The 25,418-nt window shown below is 36.1% G+C and carries 18 protein-coding genes and 1 CRISPR repeat array; of the genes, 10 read left to right on the top strand and 8 right to left on the bottom strand.

Features of this window, described 5'->3' with window-relative positions:
- On the top strand, positions 1-356 hold a 356-nt coding region (locus tag ABDZ53_RS01450), incomplete at its 5' end, for a transposase (protein ID WP_343753246.1).
- 172 nt (positions 357-528) lie between these two features.
- On the opposite strand, the gene ABDZ53_RS01455 is transcribed toward ABDZ53_RS01450, so the two are convergent.
- Both ABDZ53_RS01455 and ABDZ53_RS01460 read right to left on the bottom strand, forming a co-directional pair.
- Positions 529-870: a toxin-antitoxin system, toxin component, MazF family protein gene (locus tag ABDZ53_RS01455; protein ID WP_343753248.1), complete on the bottom strand. Its 342-nt coding sequence runs from the start codon at positions 868-870 to the stop codon at positions 529-531.
- Positions 867-1,136, bottom strand: coding sequence for a type II toxin-antitoxin system RelB/DinJ family antitoxin (locus ABDZ53_RS01460; RefSeq protein WP_343753250.1), 270 nt, complete (start codon positions 1,134-1,136; stop codon positions 867-869). The genes ABDZ53_RS01455 and ABDZ53_RS01460 overlap by 4 nt, the downstream gene beginning before the upstream one ends.
- A 205-nt stretch (positions 1,137-1,341) precedes the next feature.
- Between ABDZ53_RS01460 and ABDZ53_RS01465 the strand changes: the two genes are divergently transcribed.
- The 5 genes from ABDZ53_RS01465 to ABDZ53_RS01485 all read left to right on the top strand — a co-directional run bounded on the left by ABDZ53_RS01465 (position 1,342) and on the right by ABDZ53_RS01485 (position 9,407).
- On the top strand, positions 1,342-2,841 hold the full coding sequence (locus ABDZ53_RS01465; RefSeq protein ID WP_343753252.1) for a TIGR02677 family protein: 1,500 nt from the start codon (positions 1,342-1,344) through the stop codon (positions 2,839-2,841).
- Complete coding sequence (locus tag ABDZ53_RS01470) at positions 2,834-4,000, top strand: TIGR02678 family protein (RefSeq protein WP_343753254.1); 1,167 nt, start codon at positions 2,834-2,836, stop codon at positions 3,998-4,000. The genes ABDZ53_RS01465 and ABDZ53_RS01470 overlap by 8 nt, the downstream gene beginning before the upstream one ends.
- Positions 4,001-6,679: a TIGR02680 family protein gene (locus tag ABDZ53_RS01475; RefSeq protein WP_343753256.1), complete on the top strand. Its 2,679-nt coding sequence runs from the start codon at positions 4,001-4,003 to the stop codon at positions 6,677-6,679. It abuts the gene before it with no gap.
- A gap of 75 nt (positions 6,680-6,754) precedes the next feature.
- Positions 6,755-8,128, top strand: coding sequence for an SbcC/MukB-like Walker B domain-containing protein (locus ABDZ53_RS01480; protein ID WP_343753258.1), 1,374 nt, complete (start codon positions 6,755-6,757; stop codon positions 8,126-8,128).
- Positions 8,115-9,407, top strand: coding sequence for a TIGR02679 family protein (locus tag ABDZ53_RS01485; protein ID WP_343753260.1), 1,293 nt, complete (start codon positions 8,115-8,117; stop codon positions 9,405-9,407). The genes ABDZ53_RS01480 and ABDZ53_RS01485 overlap by 14 nt, the downstream gene beginning before the upstream one ends.
- A gap of 310 nt (positions 9,408-9,717) precedes the next feature.
- A CRISPR array of direct repeats spans positions 9,718-15,293; the repeat unit is 36 nt; unit sequence GTTCCGTAATACCAAAAATTGAGAGAGTACCAAAAT.
- Between the two features lie 10 nt (positions 15,294-15,303).
- On the opposite strand, the gene ABDZ53_RS01490 is transcribed toward ABDZ53_RS01485, so the two are convergent.
- The 5 genes from ABDZ53_RS01490 to cas9 form a co-directional block, all read right to left on the bottom strand.
- A complete protein-coding gene (locus tag ABDZ53_RS01490) occupies positions 15,304-16,242 on the bottom strand; it encodes a hypothetical protein (RefSeq protein WP_343753262.1) in 939 nt (312 codons plus the stop codon).
- Complete coding sequence (gene cas2, locus ABDZ53_RS01495; RefSeq protein ID WP_343753356.1) at positions 16,239-16,547, bottom strand: CRISPR-associated endonuclease Cas2; 309 nt, start codon at positions 16,545-16,547, stop codon at positions 16,239-16,241. Before cas2 ends, ABDZ53_RS01490 begins: the two co-directional genes overlap by 4 nt.
- A 4-nt stretch (positions 16,548-16,551) precedes the next feature.
- Positions 16,552-17,454 carry a type II CRISPR-associated endonuclease Cas1 gene (gene cas1, locus ABDZ53_RS01500; RefSeq protein WP_343753264.1) on the bottom strand — a complete coding sequence of 301 codons (903 nt, stop codon included), beginning with the start codon at positions 17,452-17,454 and terminating at the stop codon, positions 16,552-16,554.
- A gap of 173 nt (positions 17,455-17,627) precedes the next feature.
- Positions 17,628-18,467 (bottom strand): hypothetical protein, encoded by an 840-nt coding sequence (locus tag ABDZ53_RS01505; RefSeq protein ID WP_343753266.1) that lies wholly within the window; start codon positions 18,465-18,467, stop codon positions 17,628-17,630.
- A 99-nt stretch (positions 18,468-18,566) separates the two neighbouring features.
- Positions 18,567-20,873, bottom strand: coding sequence for a type II CRISPR RNA-guided endonuclease Cas9 (gene cas9 / locus ABDZ53_RS01510; RefSeq protein WP_343753268.1), 2,307 nt, complete (start codon positions 20,871-20,873; stop codon positions 18,567-18,569).
- A 363-nt stretch (positions 20,874-21,236) separates the two neighbouring features.
- Between cas9 and ABDZ53_RS01515 the strand changes: the two genes are divergently transcribed.
- Genes ABDZ53_RS01515 through ABDZ53_RS01530 form a run of 4 tightly spaced genes read left to right on the top strand, consistent with a single transcriptional unit; the run spans position 21,237 to position 24,788 of the window.
- The gene (locus tag ABDZ53_RS01515) at positions 21,237-22,862 is read left to right on the top strand and encodes a sulfatase family protein (protein ID WP_343753270.1); all 1,626 of its coding nucleotides are present in this window, start codon (positions 21,237-21,239) and stop codon (positions 22,860-22,862) included.
- Between the two features lie 47 nt (positions 22,863-22,909).
- Positions 22,910-23,773, top strand: coding sequence for a formylglycine-generating enzyme family protein (locus ABDZ53_RS01520; RefSeq protein ID WP_425541665.1), 864 nt, complete (start codon positions 22,910-22,912; stop codon positions 23,771-23,773).
- Positions 23,774-23,785: 12 nt separating this feature from the next.
- A complete protein-coding gene (locus ABDZ53_RS01525; protein ID WP_343753274.1) occupies positions 23,786-24,214 on the top strand; it encodes a YidH family protein in 429 nt (142 codons plus the stop codon).
- Between the two features lie 13 nt (positions 24,215-24,227).
- Entirely contained in the window at positions 24,228-24,788 is a 561-nt protein-coding gene (locus tag ABDZ53_RS01530) for a bile acid:sodium symporter family protein (RefSeq protein ID WP_343753276.1), read from the top strand.
- A 291-nt stretch (positions 24,789-25,079) separates the two neighbouring features.
- Here the strand turns inward: ABDZ53_RS01530 and ABDZ53_RS01535 are convergent, their stop codons facing one another.
- The gene (locus ABDZ53_RS01535) at positions 25,080-25,382 is read right to left on the bottom strand and encodes a helix-turn-helix domain-containing protein (RefSeq protein WP_343753278.1); all 303 of its coding nucleotides are present in this window, start codon (positions 25,380-25,382) and stop codon (positions 25,080-25,082) included.
- Positions 25,383-25,418 lie beyond the last annotated feature (36 nt).

A 25,418-nucleotide genomic window follows, 5' to 3' on the forward strand; every position in this document is an offset into this window, starting at 1 on the left:
TAAAAGAAACTTACGACGTCTATCAAGCGATTATAAAAACCGTAGGCGAGAATGATTACGAAGGTCTTGATAAGCTAGTCACTCAAGCTTACTCTAATGGCCTCTCTTCTTATATGAAAACAAGTATCAAGACATTGAAAAAGCACTTACCTCATATCAAAAATACCTTTACCTTCCCGTACACGAACGGAAGAATAGAGGGAATGAATAATAAAATAAAGGTCTTAAACCGCGTAGCCTATGGCTACAGGAACTTTAACAACTATAAAAATCGCATCATCCTGCATTTTAATTTAAAACCAAGACCAAACCATAAGGATAGAATACAAATAAAAACAAGTTCTATGGCCGCTTAAAGCGAGCCATAGAACTTATCTAAAATATTTCAATAAAAAAGATTATTATTCTCCACCAACGTTATTTGACGTAGAACCCAAATTATTTAGAAGACTAATATCATGGTCCTATACTATAAAATGAAGCGTTGCTAGTAAATAGCATTGCTTCTTTTTTGGTTATTCAAATAATTCAGCCCAAAATATAACCATAATAATTTTCTATAAAATTTTTTAACCCTTCGATATCTGATAATGATAGAGTTCCTATTTTTTTATATGAAGTATCGGCTAAAATGATTTTGGCTACAGAACCTATATCGATCCATGACTTCTTTTTTAATCCCGCAAATTTCCAGTCTTTAATTTCATAGTAATGTTCTTTTATTAATAGTGATTTATTCTGAAATTGACTTGTTACTCTAAAACAGACTAGTGTATCATCTAATTTTTTTATTACAATAGCTGGTCTCACTTTGCCATTGGACGAATCAGTAAACTCTATAAATACAACTACAAGATCTGCTGGCTTCATGCTTCGTCTAACCATTTTAAAAATTCTTCAGAGGTGTTAAATTCTTCAGTGGGAATAAGTTCAACTGCTTTTTGTAATTCTATTATACTTTTCTCTTTTTCAGTCAGACTAAGGTCAAATGGAATCTCCCCTTTTGCAGCTACTCTTTTGTATAAGGCTGTTATTAATACCGTAGGATTCATACCCAACGAGTCTAAAACTTCATCCACTTCTTTAGCTAAGTCTCTTTCAATATTAACTTGAATTTTTTTCTTCTTAGTAGTCATAATTCATACTCCTTTCTCTTTATACTCCTATTATACTCTTCTAGTGATTATAATGAAACAAAATTATGTTAACGTTCATTTAATTTTTCTACTAGAGGATTTTAATCACTAAATGTACGATTACTAAAATGTCTAAGGACACGCTTTCTCCATCCTATTAAATATGCTAAACTAAAGGAAATAACGCGTTAAAGGACGGTTTTGAATGTCTCTCAGAAAAATAAAAGAAGCATCTTATCTAACAGCGGAAAATCATGTACGGTACCGAATGATTTTGCGCTATTTTTATATCCAACACGAACGCATGCGTGAGTTTATGTTTCCTGAAGAAGTGTATACCTATTTAAAAGAACAAGAAGGGTTTGCTGACTACGAAGAAGATACACTCCATCAAGATTTAGACCAGCTCGTTAAGTGGGGGAATCTGAAACCGACTCAAGAAATTGGTCATTCGAAAACAATTGAAGAGTATAAGAAGAAACGATTCCGTTATCAGCCATCTCCTTATACGATTGAGTTCGAACGTATGCTGATTGAAATAGAAAACAAAGAAGAATCCTTTGGAGGAGCATTGGAGAGAACTCAGTTTACCCGCTTGTATCACCTGCTTCAAGAAGTGGAAGACATTGTTTTTCAAAATAAAATAGTGACTGACGAAGAAACAAGTCAACTTTGGGAAGATATTCAGACTTACTTCCGCCAAATCGCCAAAAACACATCAGATTATATTGCTTACATAAACAGTAAAGAAGTAGAAGAACGCATGAAGACAGAAGCGTTTTTAAATTACAAAGATCAGTTCACTAAATACTTAAGGGAATTTATACGGGCGATGCAGTCCACGTCTGAACAAATAACAGAATTGCTAAAGGATCTCTCCGCTGCTAAAATGGTTCATTTCTTTGAACAGGTATGGCGACACAAATCTCAAGCACGCTTTGAAGAGGTAGACGTAACAGAAGTATCTAAACCTTTTGAAGAATATTCAGGTAAATGGGAAGCGATTCAGTCCTGGTTTATAGGGAATCAATCCTTTGGAGTCAGTGAGTCAGAGATGCTTCTGGAACGGACAACTGAAGCCATTCGAAAAATTACTCAGGTTGTCCAACGCATGGGTGAACGCCATCAGAACTTCAGAAGCCGCCGGGAAGATTACATTTATCTGTCAAACTGGTTTAATGAATGTGAGGATGTTGACCAGGCTCACGAATTGTTTGCGGCAGCTTTTGGAGTGAGCCATACGCGCCATTACTATATGACTCAATACCCATCAGATGACATTTATACGGATACATGGGATTTAAGTCCCGTCATTCATCAAACCAAACCGATGATACGTGCCTATCGTGAGAAAACTAGTCCAGGTGCAGTTATCGACCGATCTGAAAAACGTCAGGAAGCAAGGCAACAATTTTTGAAAGTAAAGAAACAAGAACGTGAGTGGATTGACCATTATATTAAAAATCAGCGCATTGATTTAGAAACCATTGAAAAGATTGAACCCAGTGTGCGGCAAATTTTTTTATCGTGGATTGGAAAGGCAATGGGGCAAGAAGAACAGACGATTCAAACAGACTTCGGCATGCGAATAAAAGTGATACGGCATCCCGACCGTATTGTTTTACACTCAGACGACGGTGATTTAGATATGCCTAATGTGTCGTTTGAAATTGTGAAAGACGAAGGAGGAAAAATTAATGCTTGAAACAGGCTTTAACAGCAATCAACAAGAAGCGTTGACTCTTTTATTTGAAAACTTTTGGATTCTGCGAGAAAAAGACCCAAAGGATTATCAGTTAATTCGTGAAAATGAGAGAGCTTTAAAACAATACATTAGTGAAAAACTTGGGTATGCCTTGATAGTTCAAAAAGATTTTATCAAAATGGAAAAAGTTCCTGTTAATCCAAAAAGGTGGATGGGTATCTTAGATTTTCAAACATCACGAGATTATGTGCTTTTCACGTGTGGACTAGCTTTTTTAGAAACACATGCTGTCGATGATCAGTTCTTACTTTCTGAAATAGCGACTGAAATAGAAGAACTCTATCCTGGTTTATACCCCTTAGATTGGACGAATTACCAGCACCGACAATCACTGGTTCGTGTGTTGAAAAAGCTCGTGGAGTTGGACTGTATTAAAGAAATTGATAGCTATGCTGGTGGTGTAGAGGAATTTTCTCATTCTCAAGAACAAGAAGTTTTGTATCAAGCAACCATCTATTCACGTTACTTCATGCGTAACCATATTCGGTCACTGAAAGAATGCCAGACCGTAGAAGATATTTTAAACATGGACTGGGAAAGAAACCAAGAGGATTCCAGACGAAAAAGAGCCTACAGAAAGTTATTACTGGAACCTGTTATGTATCGAGAAAATGAAGAGGATCAGGACTTTGATTATATTAGACGGTATCGAAACCGAGTGAGAGAAGACATTGAAGAGCATACCCCTTTTGAAATGGAAGTAACAAAAAACACAGCCATGTTGACCTTACCAGAGCAAAAGCAACAGTATGAATCCTTTCCCGACAGAAAAGCCCTCTCTAATATCACGCTTCATATACACGCTTATATCAATCGTCATTTAGAAAACTTCGAACGCAACCCATTTGGAGAAGCCCGTTTGACACGTGCCCAATTTGAACAGCTGGTTGAACAAGTTAGAAGAGAGTATCAAGCGGGATGGAGTATAGAATACCGAGAAAAAAGCGGACTGAAAAAAATAGCTGATGATGCTCTTGACCATATGATAGACTGGTCTTTTGTAAAAGTAGAAGAAGAGACAGGGTTAATTGTTTTATTGCCTTCAGTGGCGCGTATGATTGGAACATACCCGAAAGATTTTGAAAAGGAGGATGATTAAATGAAAACAATTGGAAATAAATGGCAAATCAACCGTGCTGGCTTATTTAACTATTGGTACTATGAGGATGAAACCTTTGATTTTTCAGGAGGAAAACTGCTGTTAAGAGGAAATAACGGCTCAGGTAAATCAGTCACGATGCAAAGTTTTTTACCGGTTCTACTGGATGGCTCTACTCGTCCGGAGAGACTAGATCCCTTCAACTCGAGAGCGAGACGAATGGAAGATTATTTGCTTGGTGAAAAAGAGGTCTCTGGTATTGACGAACGCACGGGTTATCTTTATATGGAATTTAAACGAAAAGAAACAAATCAGTACATAACGATTGGGATAGGTCTCCATGCCAGAAGAACAAAGCCATTAAAATTCTGGGGCTTTTTGATAACGGATAATAGAAGAATCGGCCATGATTTTTCTTTATATACGGATGACATCCACGACGGAAAACAAGTCAAAATCCCCTTGTCAAAAATACAGTTACGTAATCGATTAAAAAATGGTGGACATGTGGTTGACTCAAGGCAGGATTATGCTAACTTAGTAAACCAATATATTTTCGATTACGACACTATGGGAGAGTACGAGGATTTAATTAAACTGTTGATTCAACTGCGCAGTCCTAAGTTATCCAAGGATTTTAAACCAACCGTAATTTATGAAATTTTAGAAGAAGCGCTGCCTCCTTTAACAGATGAAGATTTAAGACATCTCTCAGATACAATCGAACAAATGGATCAGACCAAACAGCAGCTGGAACAACTAGATCTTGAAAGTCAGGCCCTATCTGAACTGAATCGCGTCTATACCACCTATAATAAAAAAGTGTTGCTCGATCAGGCGAAAGGCTATAGTCAGACAGTTGATGAGTTAAATAAGGAAAAAAATCACTTTGATTCAAAAAATAAAGAGGTTCAGTCTCTAGAAGAGTTGATGGCTCGCTTAGAAAAAGAAATTAATGAAGATACCATAGATGTCAGCGTATTTCAAAAGCAATTGGATCGGTTAAGACAACATAATGTCTGGAACTTAGAAAATGAATACAAAGAAAAAAGGGAAGCGTTAAGAAAAGAAACAGACCAGTTAAATAAAATACAAAATCGTTTAGCTTCTACACGTAAAAATGAATACTCTCATCGAGAGGCTCTGGAACAAACGGAAATAGCCATTTCTAAAAAAGAAGAAAAAATGAAAGACTTATTAGAAGAGCTAGAAATGGATGCGACAGAAGCTTCTTTTGAGGGGACGCATGCGATTCATGAAGAAGATTTTCGTGCTAATAAAGGGACGGCTTTCTCATTTTCTGCTTGGGAATCACAAGTGACTCGTTATCTTACTCTTTTAGAAGACATTTCAGAAGAGTTGCGAGACCTGAATGCTTTAAGAGAAAAATATGGAGAAAAAGAAAGAGATTTAGGGAAGGTCAAACAAGAACTAGATGGCTTAAGACATCAGGAACAAGACTGGTCGACATGGTTTAATGAAGAAAAGAAGAATCAGTTGAATGCTATTCATAATTGGATGAGAGAAGCCGATCAGTTTGTTATTCCTGACCAGACGATTCAAAAAATCTCTCAATCTATTGATACTCTTTACGAAGACACTGGTTACGATCAGATACGCGAACCGATTCGAGAGGTTCTTTCTCATATAGAGTCAGCTAAAAACCGTGAACGGGCTGAACTGGAGACAGAAAAGAAACACACAATAGAAGCTATCAAACAATTAGAAAAAGAGTTGGCAGAATGGAAAAACAAAAAAGATCCTGACCCAGATACTCATCCTTTGACAAAAGAATCACGACAAATATTAAAAAGCAGTGGTATGAATGCTCATCCATTATACAGTGTGGTTGAATTTCATGATTGGATTAGTGAGGAAACGAAATTACGGATCGAATCGGCTTTACTGGAAACGGGCTTACTAGACGCGTTGATTACGGAGAAAGATGTATCCGTTCAACATGACCGCATCCTGAAACCAAATCCTCAATTGATGGCTTACACACTTGCGGATATATTAAAACCTGATCTAGATAATGAGGCGGCTATTTCAAATGAAGTAGTGGATGAAGTCTTAAGAAGTATAGTGATAGATGAGTCTGACAATCAAGTTCTCTCTATTTCAGAAGAAGGAACGTATTCTGTTGGTTTAATGAAAGGTCATGCTGTTCCTATTGAGTCTGTAAGATTTATTGGTAAAGCGGCACGTAAACGGTATCGAGAAGAAAATATCATCCGTATAGAAAGTCTCATTCTAGCAGAAGAAGAGAAATTAAATGAAATTGACCAGTTCATTGAAAATGTTAAACAAGCTATGAAGACGGCTAAAGACCAATTTGAGCACTTCCCAAAAGATACTGACTTGTCTGAAGCTTTTAAAAACTTAGAAAGAATTCGATTTAACGTAGCTCAATTAAATGACCGAGTCACTATTTTATCTGAAGAATTGAAACAGATTGACAGTCGGGCGCGTCAATTGAAAGTCACTCTAGATAAGGAAACGAGAGACCTCTCTCTAAAGTTAGACTTATCTACTTATCTTCAAGCAATGAGAGATATGCGGGCCTATGAAAAAGAATTGAGTGAGTTACGTCGAGAACATGGGCTTTATTTAAATGCATGCCAACAAAAAGACGTTACAATCGAACGATTGGAAGAGTTAGAAGAAGATATCCTCTAGCTAAAAGGAGACAGCAATGTCAGCGAGGCCAGCATTAGCCATTTAACTAAAGATATTGAACACATTAAAGAACAAATGGAACAAGAAGGCTTACTGGACATTCAAAAAGAGATTGAAGAGGTCCGTAACAAGATACAGCGTTTAAACGAAATGATAGGATCGAAAAGAGAAGAACGTTCCGCAAGCAAGAGAGACCTGCATCATGCTAAACAAGAACTCAGCTCTATAGAGGAGCGCTTGGTTTTTTGGGAACAGTTGAAGACAGCATGGAATGATTCCTTTGAAGTGGAGTACAAAAGAGGTTTTTACACGTTTGATTTAGACTATTCTAATAATGAGGAAAAAGCCAAAGCAGTTATCAATGAATTTGGCCATTCATTGAATCAAGACACTTCTCAATTAATTGCACGATTATCTCGCGTTAGAAACGATCAGCAAGATTATTTAATGCGGTACAGTCCTTTGCAGCGTACGATTCATACTGACATCCCGGATTGGATGACTGATAATTCTACGAGTTTCTATCAGTCATACATTGATAAATGGAAAAGTGTCCGTTCAAGAGACTTGATTGAAATGACTCACACAGAGAAAAAAGTAAGTCCTTTTAAAGTAGAAGCTGATTTAAATCAGGAACGTGACCGCCAAAAAGTGTTCTTAGATGATCAGGACAAGCAGTTATATGAAGAAATACTTTTCCACTCTGTTGGAAACAAACTAAGAGCTAGAATTGGGCGAGCCGAACATTGGGTTGAAGAAATGAAAAACTTAATGGACTCTAGAAATGATTCTAGTGGTCTGCATTTCTCTATAAAATGGAAACCACGAACGGCAGATACTGAAGAAGAATTGGATACAAAAGATTTAGTTGCCTTGCTACGTCAAAATCCTCGTTTACTGAAAGATGAAGATATTGACAGTGTGACCACACACTTCCGTAAAAAAATTGACCGTGCGAAAGCTATGATGGATGACTCGACTGAAATGCAGACCTTGCTTCAAGTGTTAAAACAAGTCTTAGATTATAGACACTGGTTTTCATTTGAACTAAGTTTCCAGCGTACAGGGGATGAGAGAAAACGCCCACTGACTGACAATCAGTTCAATAAATTTAGTGGGGGAGAAAAAGCAAGAGCAATGTATATTCCGCTCTTTATAGCTACTTATTCTCGTTATTTAGAGGCAGGGGAGCACGCTCCTTATATTATTTCTCTAGATGAGGCATTTGCAGGGGTGGATGACCAAAATATAGCTGACTTGTTTGAAGTCGTAGAAGAACTGGGATTCAATTACATTATGAACTCGCAAGCTCTATGGGGAGATTATGAAACAGTTTCTGAACTAGCAATTAGTGAACTCTTTAGACCACAAAATGCAGATCATGTTGCTGTTATTCGCTACAATTGGGATGGAAAGAAAAGGACGTTGTTGACGAATGAAGAAGGATAAAAAGCAGTTGAAGGAAGCAGTAAAGTATTTCAAATCCGACTCTGTTTATCAGAAACTATTTTTAGAATTCAAAAAAAAGTATGAATCCTTAGGACGAGTAGCCGGATCTGTTTCGCTTAAAGCCTTTACCCATGAAGAGATGGCAGTTCTTGCAGAATTTATGGGGATGCGTTTAGATCAGTTAGTTGAAAAAAACAAATTGACCCTATTACAATTCGAAAAGCAGTTAACCTTGTATCGTTTTGGTGAAATTGACTTAAAGGATTTACTGGAAGTTTATTTCAATCAGCCACTTATATCTAATAGTGAACAGCGAGAAAATAAATTACATCAGAAAAACAAGTACTTTAATGATTTGAAAAACAAGTTTCATTTAATTAGAGATTGGTTAGCTTACATTGAAAGTAATCCAGCTGATGCACACTGGATTCATCGCCTGATTGATGGTTCTTTTGAACAATTTGAAACCTATACCATTCATTTGAATAAATCCATTGATTCGTTACCTGATAAACCAGTGCGCTTACCAGTATTTGCCCAGCATATAACATCAAACCCACACGCTTTTGATCGAAATGAAGTCTTAGGTAGACTATTGATACATTTGTTAACCTTCAAGTTAGGAGAAAAAATGCTTGTTCCAAGCTCAAGCGAGGAAATAAGTGAATTGCTATTTTCCTTTAATATCTTAAGAGATGATATAACAAATTATGTGACAGTAGTTAATCTGCTTGCTGAAACAGAATCTGATAAAGACAAACTGTGGCAAGCAGCAAGTGATTCCAACAGTGTGCTGAATATTCCAATCAGAGAATTATTTCATGTGCAGTCTTTACATTCAAATAATTCGAGAAAAGAAGTGTGGGTAGTTGAAAATTCTGGTGTCTTTTCAAGCTTACTGGAAGAAGTCCCTAATGCTCCTTTAATATGCACACACGGACAATTTAAGTTAGCAGCTTGGAAAGTCTTCGATTTGCTCGTTGAATCAGATCACATATTGCATTACGCGAGTGATTTGGATCCAGAGGGGATAGGTATGGCTTATCGTTTATTAAATCGGTATCCTGAGAACGTAAAACTTTGGAAAATGGATAAATCTTCCTATCATAATTCAATTTCTGATAATGATACAATATCTGAAGCTCGCTTAAATCAATTAAGTAATTTTAATCACCCTTTGTTGACAGAGGTTAGTAACGTGATGTTGGAAAGGAAACTGCCTGGTTACCAAGAAGCTCTTTTAGATGAGATGATAGAGGATTTGAAAAATAAAATGTAAGAAACAAACATGATGATACAAGTATCAAGATACCAGTTATACATGAATTATCATAATAGCATCATAGTGCTATAGTATTTCATTCAACTTTAAACTTGCTACTGGAGCTTATCTTAAAAGAAAAAAACACAAATAGACCTTTCTATAACTTTATAATAGAGAGGTCTATTCGTAATGAATGTAAAATACTACCTAAAATTGAGAGAGTACAAAATAACCGTAGAAGTAATTCTTCATAAATTTACTTTCTGTAATCCAAAGGTTGGTAGAGTACCAAAATAATTCATCTAGACTACTAAATGTTTTAACTGTTCCGTAATACCAAAAATTGAGAGAGTACCAAAATACAAGTCCAATCCACGTTCATAATCATCTAGTTCCGTAATACCAAAAATTGAGAGAGTACCAAAATCTATAACTGATTCGTCTACGTTCAAAGATGGTTCCGTAATACCAAAAATTGAGAGAGTACCAAAATAATGTCCATCATCTACCCCACCTTTCTGTCGTTCCGTAATACCAAAAATTGAGAGAGTACCAAAATGCGGGCACATCCGACTTAGAGATGGAAAGGTTCCGTAATACCAAAAATTGAGAGAGTACCAAAATTAGTAGGAGAAGCATGGTTTAGTATTCTCTGTTCCGTAATACCAAAAATTGAGAGAGTACCAAAATCCGTAACCGTCTACGTTTGTATACACGCTTGTTCCGTAATACCAAAAATTGAGAGAGTACCAAAATAAATGAAAAAAGTAATGATTATCGAAACTTGTTCCGTAATACCAAAAATTGAGAGAGTACCAAAATAAGGTTCAACCTGTGCATTATGATTGTTAAGTTCCGTAATACCAAAAATTGAGAGAGTATCAAAATTTGTGTGGAAAGAACGTGGGTTGGAACAAGGTTCCGTAATACCAAAAATTGAGAGAGTACCAAAATAGATTTCAAAGCAATCGCATTTATTAAGTGTTCCGTAATACCAAAAATTGAGAGAGTACCAAAATAGCAAAAAGTGAGATTGTTTCATTCATGAAGTTCCGTAATACCAAAAATTGAGAGAGTACCAAAATTTAGCCAATTGTCCCTGTTTCCTTCATCTAGTTCCGTAATACCAAAAATTGAGAGAGTACCAAAATGATTGAACCGGTAGACACAGTGAAAGTTCCGTTCCGTAATACCAAAAATTGAGAGAGTACCAAAATCCGTACACATTGACCGACTGTTCTTTTTGTGTTCCGTAATACCAAAAATTGAGAGAGTACCAAAATCAAAGTGCAACAATTAAACATTAAAAACATGTTCCGTAATACCAAAAATTGAGAGAGTACCAAAATTTAAAAGTAGATTTAGGCAAATACACTTACGTTCCGTAATACCAAAAATTGAGAGAGTACCAAAATAGCGGCAACCGTTAAAAGTTACCGCTATTTGTTCCGTAATACCAAAAATTGAGAGAGTACCAAAATGATTGGGTAACGGAAGATATATGGGGTGCTGTTCCGTAATACCAAAAATTGAGAGAGTACCAAAATCCCTGAACTAATAGATACACCCAAATTCCGTTCCGTAATACCAAAAATTGAGAGAGTACCAAAATTACGCTTGATAAACTTTGTTTTGTTCGTGAGTTCCGTAATACCAAAAATTGAGAGAGTACCAAAATGCCATGTTTAATCATTCTCCTTTAATAGTTGTTCCGTAATACCAAAAATTGAGAGAGTACCAAAATGGAATGTCTGCGTAGTTTTCTACTTTCAATGTTCCGTAATACCAAAAATTGAGAGAGTACCAAAATAGAGTATGGAGATTCATACAGGCGGATACTGTTCCGTAATACCAAAAATTGAGAGAGTACCAAAATTGGGATGTACGCAATCTGTAAGTTGTCTGGGTTCCGTAATACCAAAAATTGAGAGAGTACCAAAATTTGCTGGACTATCGCAGCGACAAGCGTATTGTTCCGTAATACCAAAAATTGAGAGAGTACCAAAATAGCGGGAACGTTGAACGCAGCGAATGTGAAGTTCCGTAATACCAAAAATTGAGAGAGTACCAAAATATGTTCTGCCACGAGGTTGCCAATCCTTTAGTTCCGTAATACCAAAAATTGAGAGAGTACCAAAATATGATTCATCTACCTCCACTTCTTTGTTTAGTTCCGTAATACCAAAAATTGAGAGAGTACCAAAATACACCCTCATCTTAATTGGTGGGGGTCTTTGTTCCGTAATACCAAAAATTGAGAGAGTACCAAAATAAGAGTGCCTATTAATTTTTACATCGTCGAGTTCCGTAATACCAAAAATTGAGAGAGTACCAAAATATTCAGAAGACATAACAGAGGAAATGGAAGTTCCGTAATACCAAAAATTGAGAGAGTACCAAAATCCCATTTACTCGATTGAGTAGCTTCTCCCAGTTCCGTAATACCAAAAATTGAGAGAGTACCAAAATTGTAAAAGTCATTGCGTTCGATTGCTTTTGGTTCCGTAATACCAAAAATTGAGAGAGTACCAAAATCTACTGTATATCTCATGATTTCCTCTTTAGGTTCCGTAATACCAAAAATTGAGAGAGTACCAAAATATAAACTTTCTTTAAGTACGATTCTCCATTGTTCCGTAATACCAAAAATTGAGAGAGTACCAAAATTGTAAAAGTCATTGCGTTCGATTGCTTTAGGTTCCGTAATACCAAAAATTGAGAGAGTACCAAAATACTTAAGGATGGGGCTAAGATTGAGCAGACGTTCCGTAATACCAAAAATTGAGAGAGTACCAAAATACACCCTCACCTTAATCGGTGGGGGTCTTTGTTCCGTAATACCAAAAATTGAGAGAGTACCAAAATCGGCACGGCATTCGAGGAGGTAGTTTAAGTGTTCCGTAATACCAAAAATTGAGAGAGTACCAAAATTTGCAAGAGCCTTGTAGTCTAGTCTGAAATGTTCCGTAATACCAAAAATTGAGAGAGTACCAAAATATCGATACTCAACTATCACCACTCCTTTTAGTTCCGTAATACCAAAAATTGAGAGAGTACCAAAATAGGTCGCTGTATATATCCAACGCCCATTGGGTTCCGTAATACCAAAAATTGAGAGAGTACCAAAATCCAGTTCCCGGTCTGCCTCCAATAGTGATTGTTCCGTAATACCAAAAATTGAGAGAGTACCAAAATAATAGGAGCGTTGCGCCATAGATCCGGTTAGTTCCGTAATACCAAAAATTGAGAGAGTACCAAAATAGATAGGATGCCAAAGGGAGACATCTTTTTGTTCCGTAATACCAAAAATTGAGAGAGTACCAAAATAATGCGGTGCAACAATCTCTCAGATATCTTGTTCCGTAATACCAAAAATTGAGAGAGTACCAAAATTAATGACTAAAATAGACTTTCCTGTATTGAGTTCCGTAATACCAAAAATTGAGAGAGTACCAAAATTCGCTGAAGTTCTTTTCTTCAACATAGCGTGTTCCGTAATACCAAAAATTGAGAGAGTACCAAAATATATGCAAGAATCTCTTGATGAGGTTAAGCGTTCCGTAATACCAAAAATTGAGAGAGTACCAAAATAAGTGCTGTTTCAGCAAACCCGCCTGTTTCGTTCCGTAATACCAAAAATTGAGAGAGTACCAAAATCGGTCGTGTCGTCAGCAATTATCTGCATGTGTTCCGTAATACCAAAAATTGAGAGAGTACCAAAATAGCCATTGGAGTTACTAAACTAGTTTCGGCGTTCCGTAATACCAAAAATTGAGAGAGTACCAAAATAGCAAGCGACCAAGACTCACAAGGTGGACTGTTCCGTAATACCAAAAATTGAGAGAGTACCAAAATCGACGAGCCGATACAAGTAATTGGAAAAGAGTTCCGTAATACCAAAAATTGAGAGAGTACCAAAATAACTAGTTCGCCAGTGTCTAATATAATAATGTTCCGTAATACCAAAAATTGAGAGAGTACCAAAATATTCGTGATCAGCGAATGCTTCTTTTAGTCGTTCCGTAATACCAAAAATTGAGAGAGTACCAAAATAAGCCACTTCCGTCTTTGATTCCTCATTCTGTTCCGTAATACCAAAAATTGAGAGAGTACCAAAATCTAAAGAATCAATTAATATCAATAATCATTGTTCCGTAATACCAAAAATTGAGAGAGTACCAAAATGAGAACAGCATATCTCGTCTTGTATTAACGGTTCCGTAATACCAAAAATTGAGAGAGTACCAAAATCAGCGTGGGAGTAATCGACAGCGACTATTAGTTCCGTAATACCAAAAATTGAGAGAGTACCAAAATTGAGGCATCTGCAGCTTCGATACCGAACATGTTCCGTAATACCAAAAATTGAGAGAGTACCAAAATCTAATGGTGCATCGGATGCAGCTAGTCTGTGTTCCGTAATACCAAAAATTGAGAGAGTACCAAAATCTCCATAACCACATCTGAAATTCCTTTGATGTTCCGTAATACCAAAAATTGAGAGAGTACCAAAATAGCTATATCAGCTTCACGTTTAGCTTGTTCGTTCCGTAATACCAAAAATTGAGAGAGTACCAAAATCTAAAGAATCAATTAATATTAATAAACATTGTTCCGTAATACCAAAAATTGAGAGAGTACCAAAATCGGTCGTGTCGTCAGCAATTATCTGCATGTGTTCCGTAATACCAAAAATTGAGAGAGTACCAAAATCTGGTGCATTTCAGTTGTGTTTAAGCGAATGTTCCGTAATACCAAAAATTGAGAGAGTACCAAAATAACATCATCATAATCCCACGAGAAACACGAGGTTCCGTAATACCAAAAATTGAGAGAGTACCAAAATCTGTCCGATACCGCACTCAACATATCTAACGTTCCGTAATACCAAAAATTGAGAGAGTACCAAAATCCACTTCATGACTTTCTCTAGCGTGTGATTGTTCCGTAATACCAAAAATTGAGAGAGTACCAAAATTAACGATCCGTTAGATATGTTTGTAATTTAGTTCCGTAATACCAAAAATTGAGAGAGTACCAAAATTTCAACGCTCTTGTCTCCATATTTAGTAGAGTTCCGTAATACCAAAAATTGAGAGAGTACCAAAATCGGGTGCTTTTTACATATGGAATACCGTTCGTTCCGTAATACCAAAAATTGAGAGAGTACCAAAATCTTCTGGAATAGTCGGTGTCATACTGTTGCGTTCCGTAATACCAAAAATTGAGAGAGTACCAAAATTAACGATCCGTTAGATATGTTTGTAATTTAGTTCCGTAATACCAAAAATTGAGAGAGTACCAAAATAAGATTTTAATAATTTAGTTGGATCTTTGTGTTCCGTAATACCAAAAATTGAGAGAGTACCAAAATGACATTGCAGAGGAAACAACTATCCCTGGCGTTCCGTAATACCAAAAATTGAGAGAGTACCAAAATTCTGATTCACGCAAAGAACCCTGAAAAGTAGTTCCGTAATACCAAAAATTGAGAGAGTACCAAAATTTACGTTTCAATTCTGCTTTATGCTCCTCGGTTCCGTAATACCAAAAATTGAGAGAGTACCAAAATTTTTGTTTATGTAGTGCAAGACCCCCGACAGTTCCGTAATACCAAAAATTGAGAGAGTACCAAAATATGCCGTTGGGTTAAACTGTTGTAATTGAAGTTCCGTAATACCAAAAATTGAGAGAGTACCAAAATTTCTGATGAATCAATCAGACCGCAGGCTAGTTCCGTAATACCAAAAATTGAGAGAGTACCAAAATCGGTCGTGTCGTCAGCAATTATCTGCATGTGTTCCGTAATACCAAAAATTGAGAGAGTACCAAAATTTGGGTTAAAAGTCAATGTTAATTGATATCGTTCCGTAATACCAAAAATTGAGAGAGTACCAAAATGTCATTTTCATTATACCTTACTTCTTATTATTGATTCAATATAAGACTGATATTGATCTGAAATCCCTTTAGTTTCAAGGCGAAAAGGTATGTCAGTGAGATAAAGTAAGAGAAAAATATAAATAAAAACTTCTAAGTTATCCACATCTGAGTATGATAAAAACACCGTTTTTCCTTTTGAGTTATCCACAATGTTTTTATACAAGTTCCTTGCATCTTCATATAATGATTCAGTAAATAAAAAGGGAAGTAGGTTAAGCATTTTACTTTTTTGGGCATCTAAAACAAGGTCATTAATAATTTGATTATGATACTTAATATTAACTACTTTTTCAGTCATTTGATTTGTTACGATAATAAACTGACTAGGTAGTGAATACAAGAACGTAAGCAACTTTACAAATTCAAATTGTGTGAGATAGTTTTCTGGATTAATGATTAAAAACAGATTCAATTTAGATCTATTGGAGAAGTTAATCAGTTTGATTTCATTTTTTATCACATCCAAAGAGGAAGCAAACTGACTAATAGTCACTAACTTCTTTTTTACAACTTCTTTTGAATAATTTTTTAATTCAAATTCCATGGGTATATTGATTTCTTCATTTAAGAAAAGAACTTCTTCCTGTAATTCTTCCCATATTTCAACAAATTGTTTATAAATAGGAGATAACTCAAGGAAAGAAAAAAACAAATCATCTAACTTTCCTTTAGAAACATTATAGCTATTAGATTCATACAATGGAGTATAGGATAATACTGATAAATTATAGTCCTGTGAAACTACTCGTTGATTGTTCTCTTGAATAAGAGTATTGCCAGCCGAAAAACTATCTTTTAATAGTTTAATTTCATCTTCCCAATCTTTTATATTGCCTTTCAGTATAGTTACTTGGTCAATGAGGATCGAGAAAGAAGAGTGCTCATTTTTTATAATCCATTCTTTCATAATATCACCATAGTATTGTCTGACAAGGATTCTTCTGTGAAAGTCTGATTACCCACTAACAAAAACATATTACTGTATTGTTTTTCAGTTACTGCCATAGCTCTTACTGATCCATGTGGAGGCATGTTTTGTTTGAGGGTAAACATATACGTATCTAAACTACTTCTATTTGGAAATATTTTTGAATAAACTGAAAACTGCACCATAGTGAAACCATTTTTTATTAAATACTTTCTAAATCGAGAATAAATTCGTCTTTCTGAACGAGTATTCATTGGCAAATCAAAAAACAACATTAAACGCATGAATCTATAAGGCGATGCCATTGGCAGGGTATACCAACAGATCGGTATTTTCTTCATCCATACTTTTTATAAAGCTTTGGATGAGAATATTTATTGCATTTAATATAGTTTGTTTTTGATTGCCAATCAAAATTTTGTTGTTACTAATTAAAAAAATCAATTTTTGATTTGTTTTTCTATCGAGATAATCATCTTTATTCATTAGTATTGTTACCCATAGATCGATAATTGGTCTAAAAGGTTCAATAAAATCATCTGCTAAATTGAAAGCATTGTATTGATTATTGTGGCCAATACCAAGAGCTGGATGCAGGCCATGGGCTATTATGCTTCTTACGACTGCAGAACGAAATACAATATAGCCATAATTAAGGGCTGAGTTGATTCCATCTAAACTACTGCGTTCTCTAATAAAATCTGAACCAAATAATGTTTGAAAATAAAGCTTTGCAGCATGCCCTTCACGGTTAGTTTTATCCGATATTTCTACTGACTCAGCTAATTCGTATAGTTTTAATACTATTTCATTATCCTTTTTTAAATGAGCTAGAACAGAGGCTTGATTATGAATTTTTATTTGTATAAACTGTTGCCACATTTTTTGTTGGGTATTTTTATTCCAAGACATTTGCTTTTTGAGAATTCTTGAAGACTGATGGTGACTGTGAGGGGAGAGGACATAGGTATTAGGTAAATGTTTTTCATCACAAAAAACTAATAGAATATGATAATTTGCTAACTTATTGATTAAACGAGCGGTTACAACTGTTTGCTGATTGTCTACTATAATAGTATGTATATCAGAAAGAGGGATTAGCAGTTCTGTTTCTTCTCTGACAACCTTTAAATTATCTAAATATAAGTTCAGACGATCCGATTTTTCTATATAAACAATTCGCCAACTCATCTTTTTCACCTCTTCTTATTTTTGGGTAAAGAAAAAGCCCCATAGAATGGGGGCTGATCTCGGCATAAAGCCTTTTTTTGGTAGGTTCTCTCAACCTTTGGTATTACGGAGTCCTCCGTCGAGGACAATCTCATTATACCAAAGTCCCATCAAATTGTAAACCCTTTATTTGATTAAATTGCTGGAATCTTATCTTTGAATACTTCTGAATCGATTAAGTATTCATTTCCTAAAGTATCCACTACATATTTCTTTATGTTTTTTAATGGACCTATAGTAACTTTTTGTTGTTTTCCATCATTATATGAAATATCCTTAACTTCAATAGTACTTTTTCTAGGATCATTGTCTCCTCTAAAAACCTTTTCATAATGCACGGTTTTTTTCAATTTCTCACCTGTCTCTGGATCTGTTAGCTTTTCTTCTTTTTCATAAGAAATACGATCATTCTTATATAAACTAAATTGAAAAGTATAAGAGTCATCAATTTTCTTATAATACGCAACTTTCCCTTCAGGTCCATTATATTTTTCCATGTCGAGCACATATTCATTTCCCGACTTGGTAAACCAGTTATATGGTACACCGAGATACTTATATTTCCCTTCCTCATTTTTATAAACATCGATTCGGATACTTTTTCTCTTTTTTAAAATAACATTTCTTTTAGATTCAGGATATTTATTGGTGATATCAACATGAATGTGTAGTTTTTCATCGAGATATTTCAAACTTTTCACTGGAACTTTTCCATCTTTTAAAATATAGCCATGTTCTCTATAGAAGTCTTGGAACGGATTATCAGCATGTTTATGTTCCTCAATGACTTTCATCAATAATTCCCATGTTTTAGGATCATGTTGAGCCATTAAAAAGTGATCCGGATTTTTGTCAATTTTTTTCTTTAAAGTATTAAATCCAGGTTTATCGAGCTCATAGATATTTTTCACTTTCCCAACAATGTATTTATCTCCATCTTTTACTCTGGTAGAGTAGAGGGTTTGATTAGTCATGGTCCGGTTCGGCTTACGATCGACTTTATGAGAGTACTTCACTTTATTTTCGTAATTACGCAAACTTCTTAAAAACTTGATAGTAGGGGAGTTGAATAGTTATCCGTCTTCTAATATTTCACCCGTATCTTTGTCTACTACGATTCCTTCATCATTCATATCAATGGCTTTAAATTGTTCAAGTAACGGCATACGCCCGATAGCTGCAACGATTAGAGCGTCAATAGCATGGTGCGCATGACTCTCATCTCGATCTTTATTTAAGCGTGCCCGGCGGCGTAAGGCAGAAGTGAAGCTTCCTCTAATTGAGAGTACTTTTGTATCAATATCATTATTTTGATAGAACGTGCGAAGGTTAGCTGAAAAACTCCTCATCGCATACTGTGTATCGACTAGATTTCGATTGATAAAGTCTTTTTGCACTTCTTCATCATTTTTAATGTCTCTGATTTCTAAAAGGTAGTTTAATTTTTTCTTTGAAATCATTCTTGATTTAAATAAATTAGTCGCCTCTACTTTAAACTCTTCAAAGGTCCGTTTGGCTTTACCACTTTGAAAATACTGGAAAGGCGTGAGTTGTCCCTTATCCTGATTTTCTCCTCTATAACACAGCACTTTATTTTGCTGGCTATCATCAAAAGAGTAGGAGAGTGGTATAATATGGTCAATTTCAAATTGGGTAAAATCTTTTACAATGTCATGTAGAGAAATACTTCTACCCGTGTATATGCATTTTCCATCCTGTTCATCCCATAATTTTAGGGCTAGATGCTGCTTACCATTTAGGTATAGCTCTTTAATATGATCGACTTCTAGTAAATCAGCCATCTTTTTCTCAAATTTACCTACACGTTTTTGTATATCACTGATTTGTTTTCTTTTTTCATCACTGTTTTTCTCTCGAGCCATTTCTACAACTACATAAGCTAACTCCCCATAGGTCTCTCTTACCTTATTAGTAATTTTAATTGCTTCTCTGTGTGCTCGTTTAGCAACCGTACTTAGTATAGCTTCACCATCAAACTTAATCTTATTACCTGATTGCAGGCGTTCCAATCTGTTTTTACCTAAACCTCTTTCTGTAAAAAGCTGCATTTGATTTTTACTCGTTTCCCAAAGTTCACGCAATATTAAATCCATCGCTTTTTTCGAAAGAGCGTGATACTCTTTAAAAGAAGTATCGCTTTTTAAGGCATCTATCACTTCAGTTAAATCTTTTCCATAATATTCCTCGAATAACTCTTTTAATTGTTCTTCCCGACGACTGATACTTTTTTCGGCGGTCAATATTTCAGCGATTTCATCTAAACAATCTCTGTTTTCAAAAAACTCAGATGGGAGGGTGATATTTTTCAAAAGACTTTTCAACTTTTTCAGACCTAAAAACTCAGTAAAGATAGGTTTATCTGTTTTTAAATCTAAACGTGCTCCTTTAATGTCTATTTCATTTGATATGCCTATTAATTTTGCTATATTTTTAAGAGTTATTTTCTTACCTTGCTTGGCATAGCTGTTTATCAATTCTTCTTTTTGATCCTGAGTAAGTGAAGCCATCTCACCCGTTTCTTCACTAGGAAAGCGAAGGTTGTTTAAATCATTTAATAAGTTGAACAACTCAGCGGTATAAGCTTTTTTAGGAATACGTAATTCGTCTGTGAAATAGGTGCCTTTGCCACGCATTTTATTAATCATCGTTTCATGTTGAAGAATTCCTTCTTCATCAAAGAACCATTCTCCGTAGGGAGTAGGGGATTTTTTTGATCCCGGTCCTTCATAATACTCTCTTCGTTTAGACATTAATTCAATGTAAGTATCTATAAAATTATCATCCAATTCATGATGCTCTTTTTGAACCTCAAGCATTGCTTTGGCTTCTTTAATATAATCTTCTGTTTTAAATCGATTTTCATGATTTCTGACTACTTGTTTTTTCTTTAGTTTTTCATATTGTATCTCAACCACATGTTTGTCTTCTAATTTCTTTGCATTACGCTTTAATTGTTCTTTAGTAGACAATTCACTGCCAGATGTTTTTTCATCTTCTTCAGGTGTATCTATTGTGGTTCCTCTTCTCTTCGCAAGATGATAAAGAGCTGCGGCTAATTCATCCGGCGATAGAGGGGAGGATAGACCTTTCAAGCGTGCCTTATAAGGATCAATTTTATGTATGAACTCACAGGATAAGCCATTAGCTTCTAAAAATTCTCTTGTTCTTTGTAGACGGTGCTTTCTTCTTCTTTTTAAACGTCTTGATCCTCTAAACCCACGGCGTTCCTCATTAGCGTTTCTGGTTGCTTCTTCAAATAGTCTGACACCCGCGTCAATGATGTCTCCCGTTGACTGGTCAATAACACCCCAGCCAACACTGGATATACCTATATCTAAACCAAGTACTAAATTTGACATTGACATCCCTCCAATTAATAAAGTTACTCATATTATACCATGAAAGTGCTTACTTTTATAAATTCTTTTTAGACTAATCGTTGAGAATAACGCAAAAATCAAAGGTTCATTTTCTTTTTATAATTTAAATCTGCATTAGTTAAGATTTTGTTGCATATCTACATTCGAAACTAATCATTCGGTTTATGAAAAAGGTGAGTTTGTTACGATTAAACAAACTTAACATTTGAACTTATTTTGAAGAAGATTGTAAAATAAGGTAAAAACTCCATCTTCTGAGCGCTTTTTCTGACATAAAAATATCTATCTGTTAACGTAATCAGTGTAAAGAATATGACAGAGAAATTCTAAGGAGGAATTTAAGTGAGTAAAAAGAAACCAAATATAGTATTGATATTCGCAGACGACTTAGGATACGGGGATGTGTCAAGTTTTAATCCCAATTCAAAAATACAGACTAAGCATATCGATCGACTCGCCGATGAAGGGATGCAGTTTAGAGATTCTCATGCGACGTCCTCTTTATGTACACCTTCTCGTTATGGATTATTAACGGGTCGATATAACTGGCGGTCACGTCTGAAGAGCTTCGTTGTGACGGGTGATTCCGAAGCACTGGTTGAGAAGAATCGAAAAACGTTGCCGCATATGTTAAAAGAAAATGGGTATAGAACAGCTGCAGTAGGTAAATGGCATTTAGGTATGGATTTTGAAATGTTAGATGAGAAGGACTTTGATAAGTTTTCTCTAGATAAAGAAAGCTTTGAAGTGAAAGGTCCGCAACTGGGAAGAAATAAGCAGTTCGATATGACCGCAGTTGAAGCGGCTAAAATTGAAGGCTTGGACATTGATTATTCAAAACCAATTAAATATGGTCCGAATGATTTCGGTTTTGACTATTTCTTTGGAACAACAGCTTCATTAGACCAGCCGCCTTATGTTTACGTTGAGAATAACCATTTTGTAGATGATCCGACTATTCTGATGGGTCTTCCGAATGTAGCGCGTCATAACCCATCCCAGCAAGAAGCTTGGCAGATGGGACCGGCATCGCCTGAGTTCGATGTACAAAAAGTACCAGAAGATATGCAGAAGAAAGTCATTGATTTACTCGATGATATGGGCGAGAGAGAAGAACCGTTTTTCCTATACTATCCGACGCATCTTGTTCACGGACCTCTTCTTCCAACAGATGAATTTAAAGGGCGTTCTGGTATTGGGAAGTACGGAGATTTCGTCTTACAGTTAGATGCTTACGTTGGTCAGATCATTGATAAGTTAAAAGAAAAAGACAAATTTGATGAAACGATCTTCATTTTAACAAGTGATAATGGAGCTTCTCCTGTTGCAGACTTTGAACATCTAGCTAAACAAGGGCACCACCCTAATCATATCTACAAAGGTGAAAAAGCAGATATTTGGGAAGGCGGTCATAGAGAGCCTACAATTGTCTCTTCTCCAGAAATGATTAAACCGGGAAGTGTCTCGAATCATATGGTCAGTCACTCAGACATTTACCGGACAGTGGCCGACATATTAGGAGTTTCCGTACCAGATGAAGCCGCTGAAGACTCAGTTTCTTTAGTCGATTTACTCAAAGGAAGCGATGAACCTGTACGTGAAGACGTGGTGCATTCTTCAGGTAATGGTGGGTTATCCATTCGCAGAGGCTTCTGGAAGTTAAATCTGGTAGATAATGGCGGAGGATTTAGTGAAATCGATCAAACAAATTTCAAACCTACTGAACTTTATGATTTGCGTGAAGATATCAGTGAAACGAATAACGTCATTGATGACTATCCAGATGTCGTAGAAGAACTCATGGAGCGACTAGCAGAGCATGTTAAAAAAGGACGTTCGACTGAAGGGAAAGAACAGGAAAATGAAAGAAACAACCCTACAGGAGAGTGGCCTCAAATTAATTGGATGAAGGACTATGACAGTTATATTCAGAAATTTAAGAAGAAGCAAGAAGACAGCGAAGAGTAAGGGGGCATGAATGAATGACATTCAGTCAGACTCAAAAGCTTGACAATATGGTTCTCATTAAAGGGCGTTCCTTTTTAATGGGGACCGATTCTCAAGCTGGTTTACCTGAAGATCTTGAAGGACCCATTACTGAAGTAGAAGTAACTGACTTCTATATGGATCAGACGACAGTCACGAATAAAGACTTTTTAGAGTTTTTCTTAGATACAGGCTATATTACGGATGCTGAAAGACACGGGTCCTCCCATGTCTTTCATCTATTAGTGGATGAAGAAGTCAGAGAGACTTACCCCAAACTTCCACAAGCTGAGTGGTGGTTGGAAGTTGAAGGAGCTAGTTGGAGAATGCCAGAAGGAGAGGGCTCTTCCATTAAAGAACGTATGGATCACCCTGTCGTGCATATTTCTAGAAATGATGCCTTAGCCTACTGCAAATGGGCTGGAAAACGACTGCCTACGGAAGCTGAATGGGAATACGCGGCTCGAGGCGGAAGAAAACAGCAGACCTATCCTTGGGGAAATGAGTTGAATCCAGGCGGAAAACACTTTGCCAATATTTGGCAAGGGGAGTTACCTGATTTTAACTCGGAAGATAATGGTTATATAGGTACGGCACCTGTCAAAGCTTTTCCTCCAAATGACTATGAACTTTTTCAAATGTCCGGGAATGTATGGGAGTGGTGTTTGAATCCTGGAAGGATACCACTTAAAACATTTAATGAACAGAACTCTAAAGAGATGCTCGAAGACCATAACCATTACAGTAAAGAAGGCTACGCTGTAAGGGGTGGCTCATTTTTATGCCACTGTTCGTACTGCAGAAGATACCGGGTAGCCGGAAGAAATACAAACACAGCTCATTCTTCAAGCAGCAACTTAGGCTTTCGCTGTGTGAAAGATAAAAAGGATTAAGGAGATAGGTATATGAGTGAATCGAACGATCAACCACAAGATAAAAATGAATTAGCCGAATTTCGAACGGAATTAGCTGAAATGAGAAGTTCGATGGCCGAAAGCCGGACCCTGTTGGCTGCGGAGAGAACCTATGCGGCTTGGATTCGGACAGGTTTTACCATTGCTGGGGCAGGGTGGACTTTAGGAACCGCCTTGAGAGACTCAGAAGGAGCCACTGCTGGATTAATTCTTGGCGGGGCATTGATTATACTAGGTATGTTCTCTTTTATTTTTGCTTGGATTGGATTTAAAGCTATATACGATTATTTAAAAGAACAATTTAAAGATGATGACGATAAGAGTTACCCAACGACTTTAAACCTGACAACGGTAACCGTCATTTCGGTTGTCCTGTTTGTTGTGTTTGCTGCTGGTTTTGGGTTATTACTAATAAATTAAGAAAGGGGATCATATGAACTGGGATTCAATTTTGAACGTTTTTGCAGAAATAGGTAATATGGCTTTACCTATCTTTGTGTTTTTTACGATGTTTAATGTAGGTTTGGCACAAGACTTAAGTGATATTACGGATTATTTAAAAGAATGGTCCTTTCACCTGAAAGTTGTCTTGGTAAACTTTATTGGAGGGCCGCTTATTGCTTATGTGCTGATTCAGCTCTTTTCATTAGATTCGCAAATGGCTATCGGCCTACTCATATTTAGTATGTGTGCCGGGGCGCCCTTTATGATTAAACTGGTAAACTTTGCGGATAGGGATGTAGCCTTAGGGGCGAGTCTGATGCTTGTACTAGTATTAGTCAGTGTTATATATGTACCAATTGCCTTGCCTTTAGTATCTGGAGATATTGAAGTCAGTGCCTGGGAACTGTTTACTAACTTATTCAGGCAACTCGTTATTCCTATTATCATTGGAGTTCTACATAATTACTTTTTCTCAGACTTTTCAGAGAAAATTCAACCATGGGTAGCCAAAATAGGAAACATTTTTAGGATATTTCCTATCAGCAAGTAGAGATGACGATCACTTACAAGAGGTTGCTGCTTTAGGTACGGGACAAAGAAACACAGCTGCCAGTATGCTTATAGCCGCAAACAATATCCCCCAAAGTCCTGAAATATTTTTAATTATTACAATTGTGAACATGTTAGGGCTTATCATCCACCTTGGTTTATCCAAATTGATGAACAGAAGAATTCTAGAAGAAGCTATATAAAAGAGTTAAAACAAAAGGCATTCTATATCAGAAAATTATCTTCTGACATAGAATGCTTTTTAGTTTTCTCTATTAATCAAATGGATAGTTTACTGTTCTTCTGGTACTAAGCCTTCTAAAAAGTTCAACAGCTGCCATTTTTTCTCTTCTGGTAAACGAGAGATGACCGATTGCAGTTTGCTGTCAATCACCGTTGCCTCTTCATTAAAAAATTCTGCTAGGGTGACACCTAAGGCAGCACAAATTCTTGTTAGTGTCTTTAGTGATAGTTTGCTGTCATTATTTTCAACTGCTGAAATGAAAGAAGGAGAGACTTCTACTCTTTGTGCAAGTTCTTTGGCAGTCATATTAGAAGCTTTTCTGACTTCTTGAATTCGATTTCCGATATCCATACGTAACGTCCTTTCACACTCTTATTTTCATAGTCT

This window comes from Alkalibacterium iburiense, assembly GCF_039521845.1.
Classification (GTDB): domain Bacteria; phylum Bacillota; class Bacilli; order Lactobacillales; family Carnobacteriaceae_A; genus Alkalibacterium; species Alkalibacterium iburiense.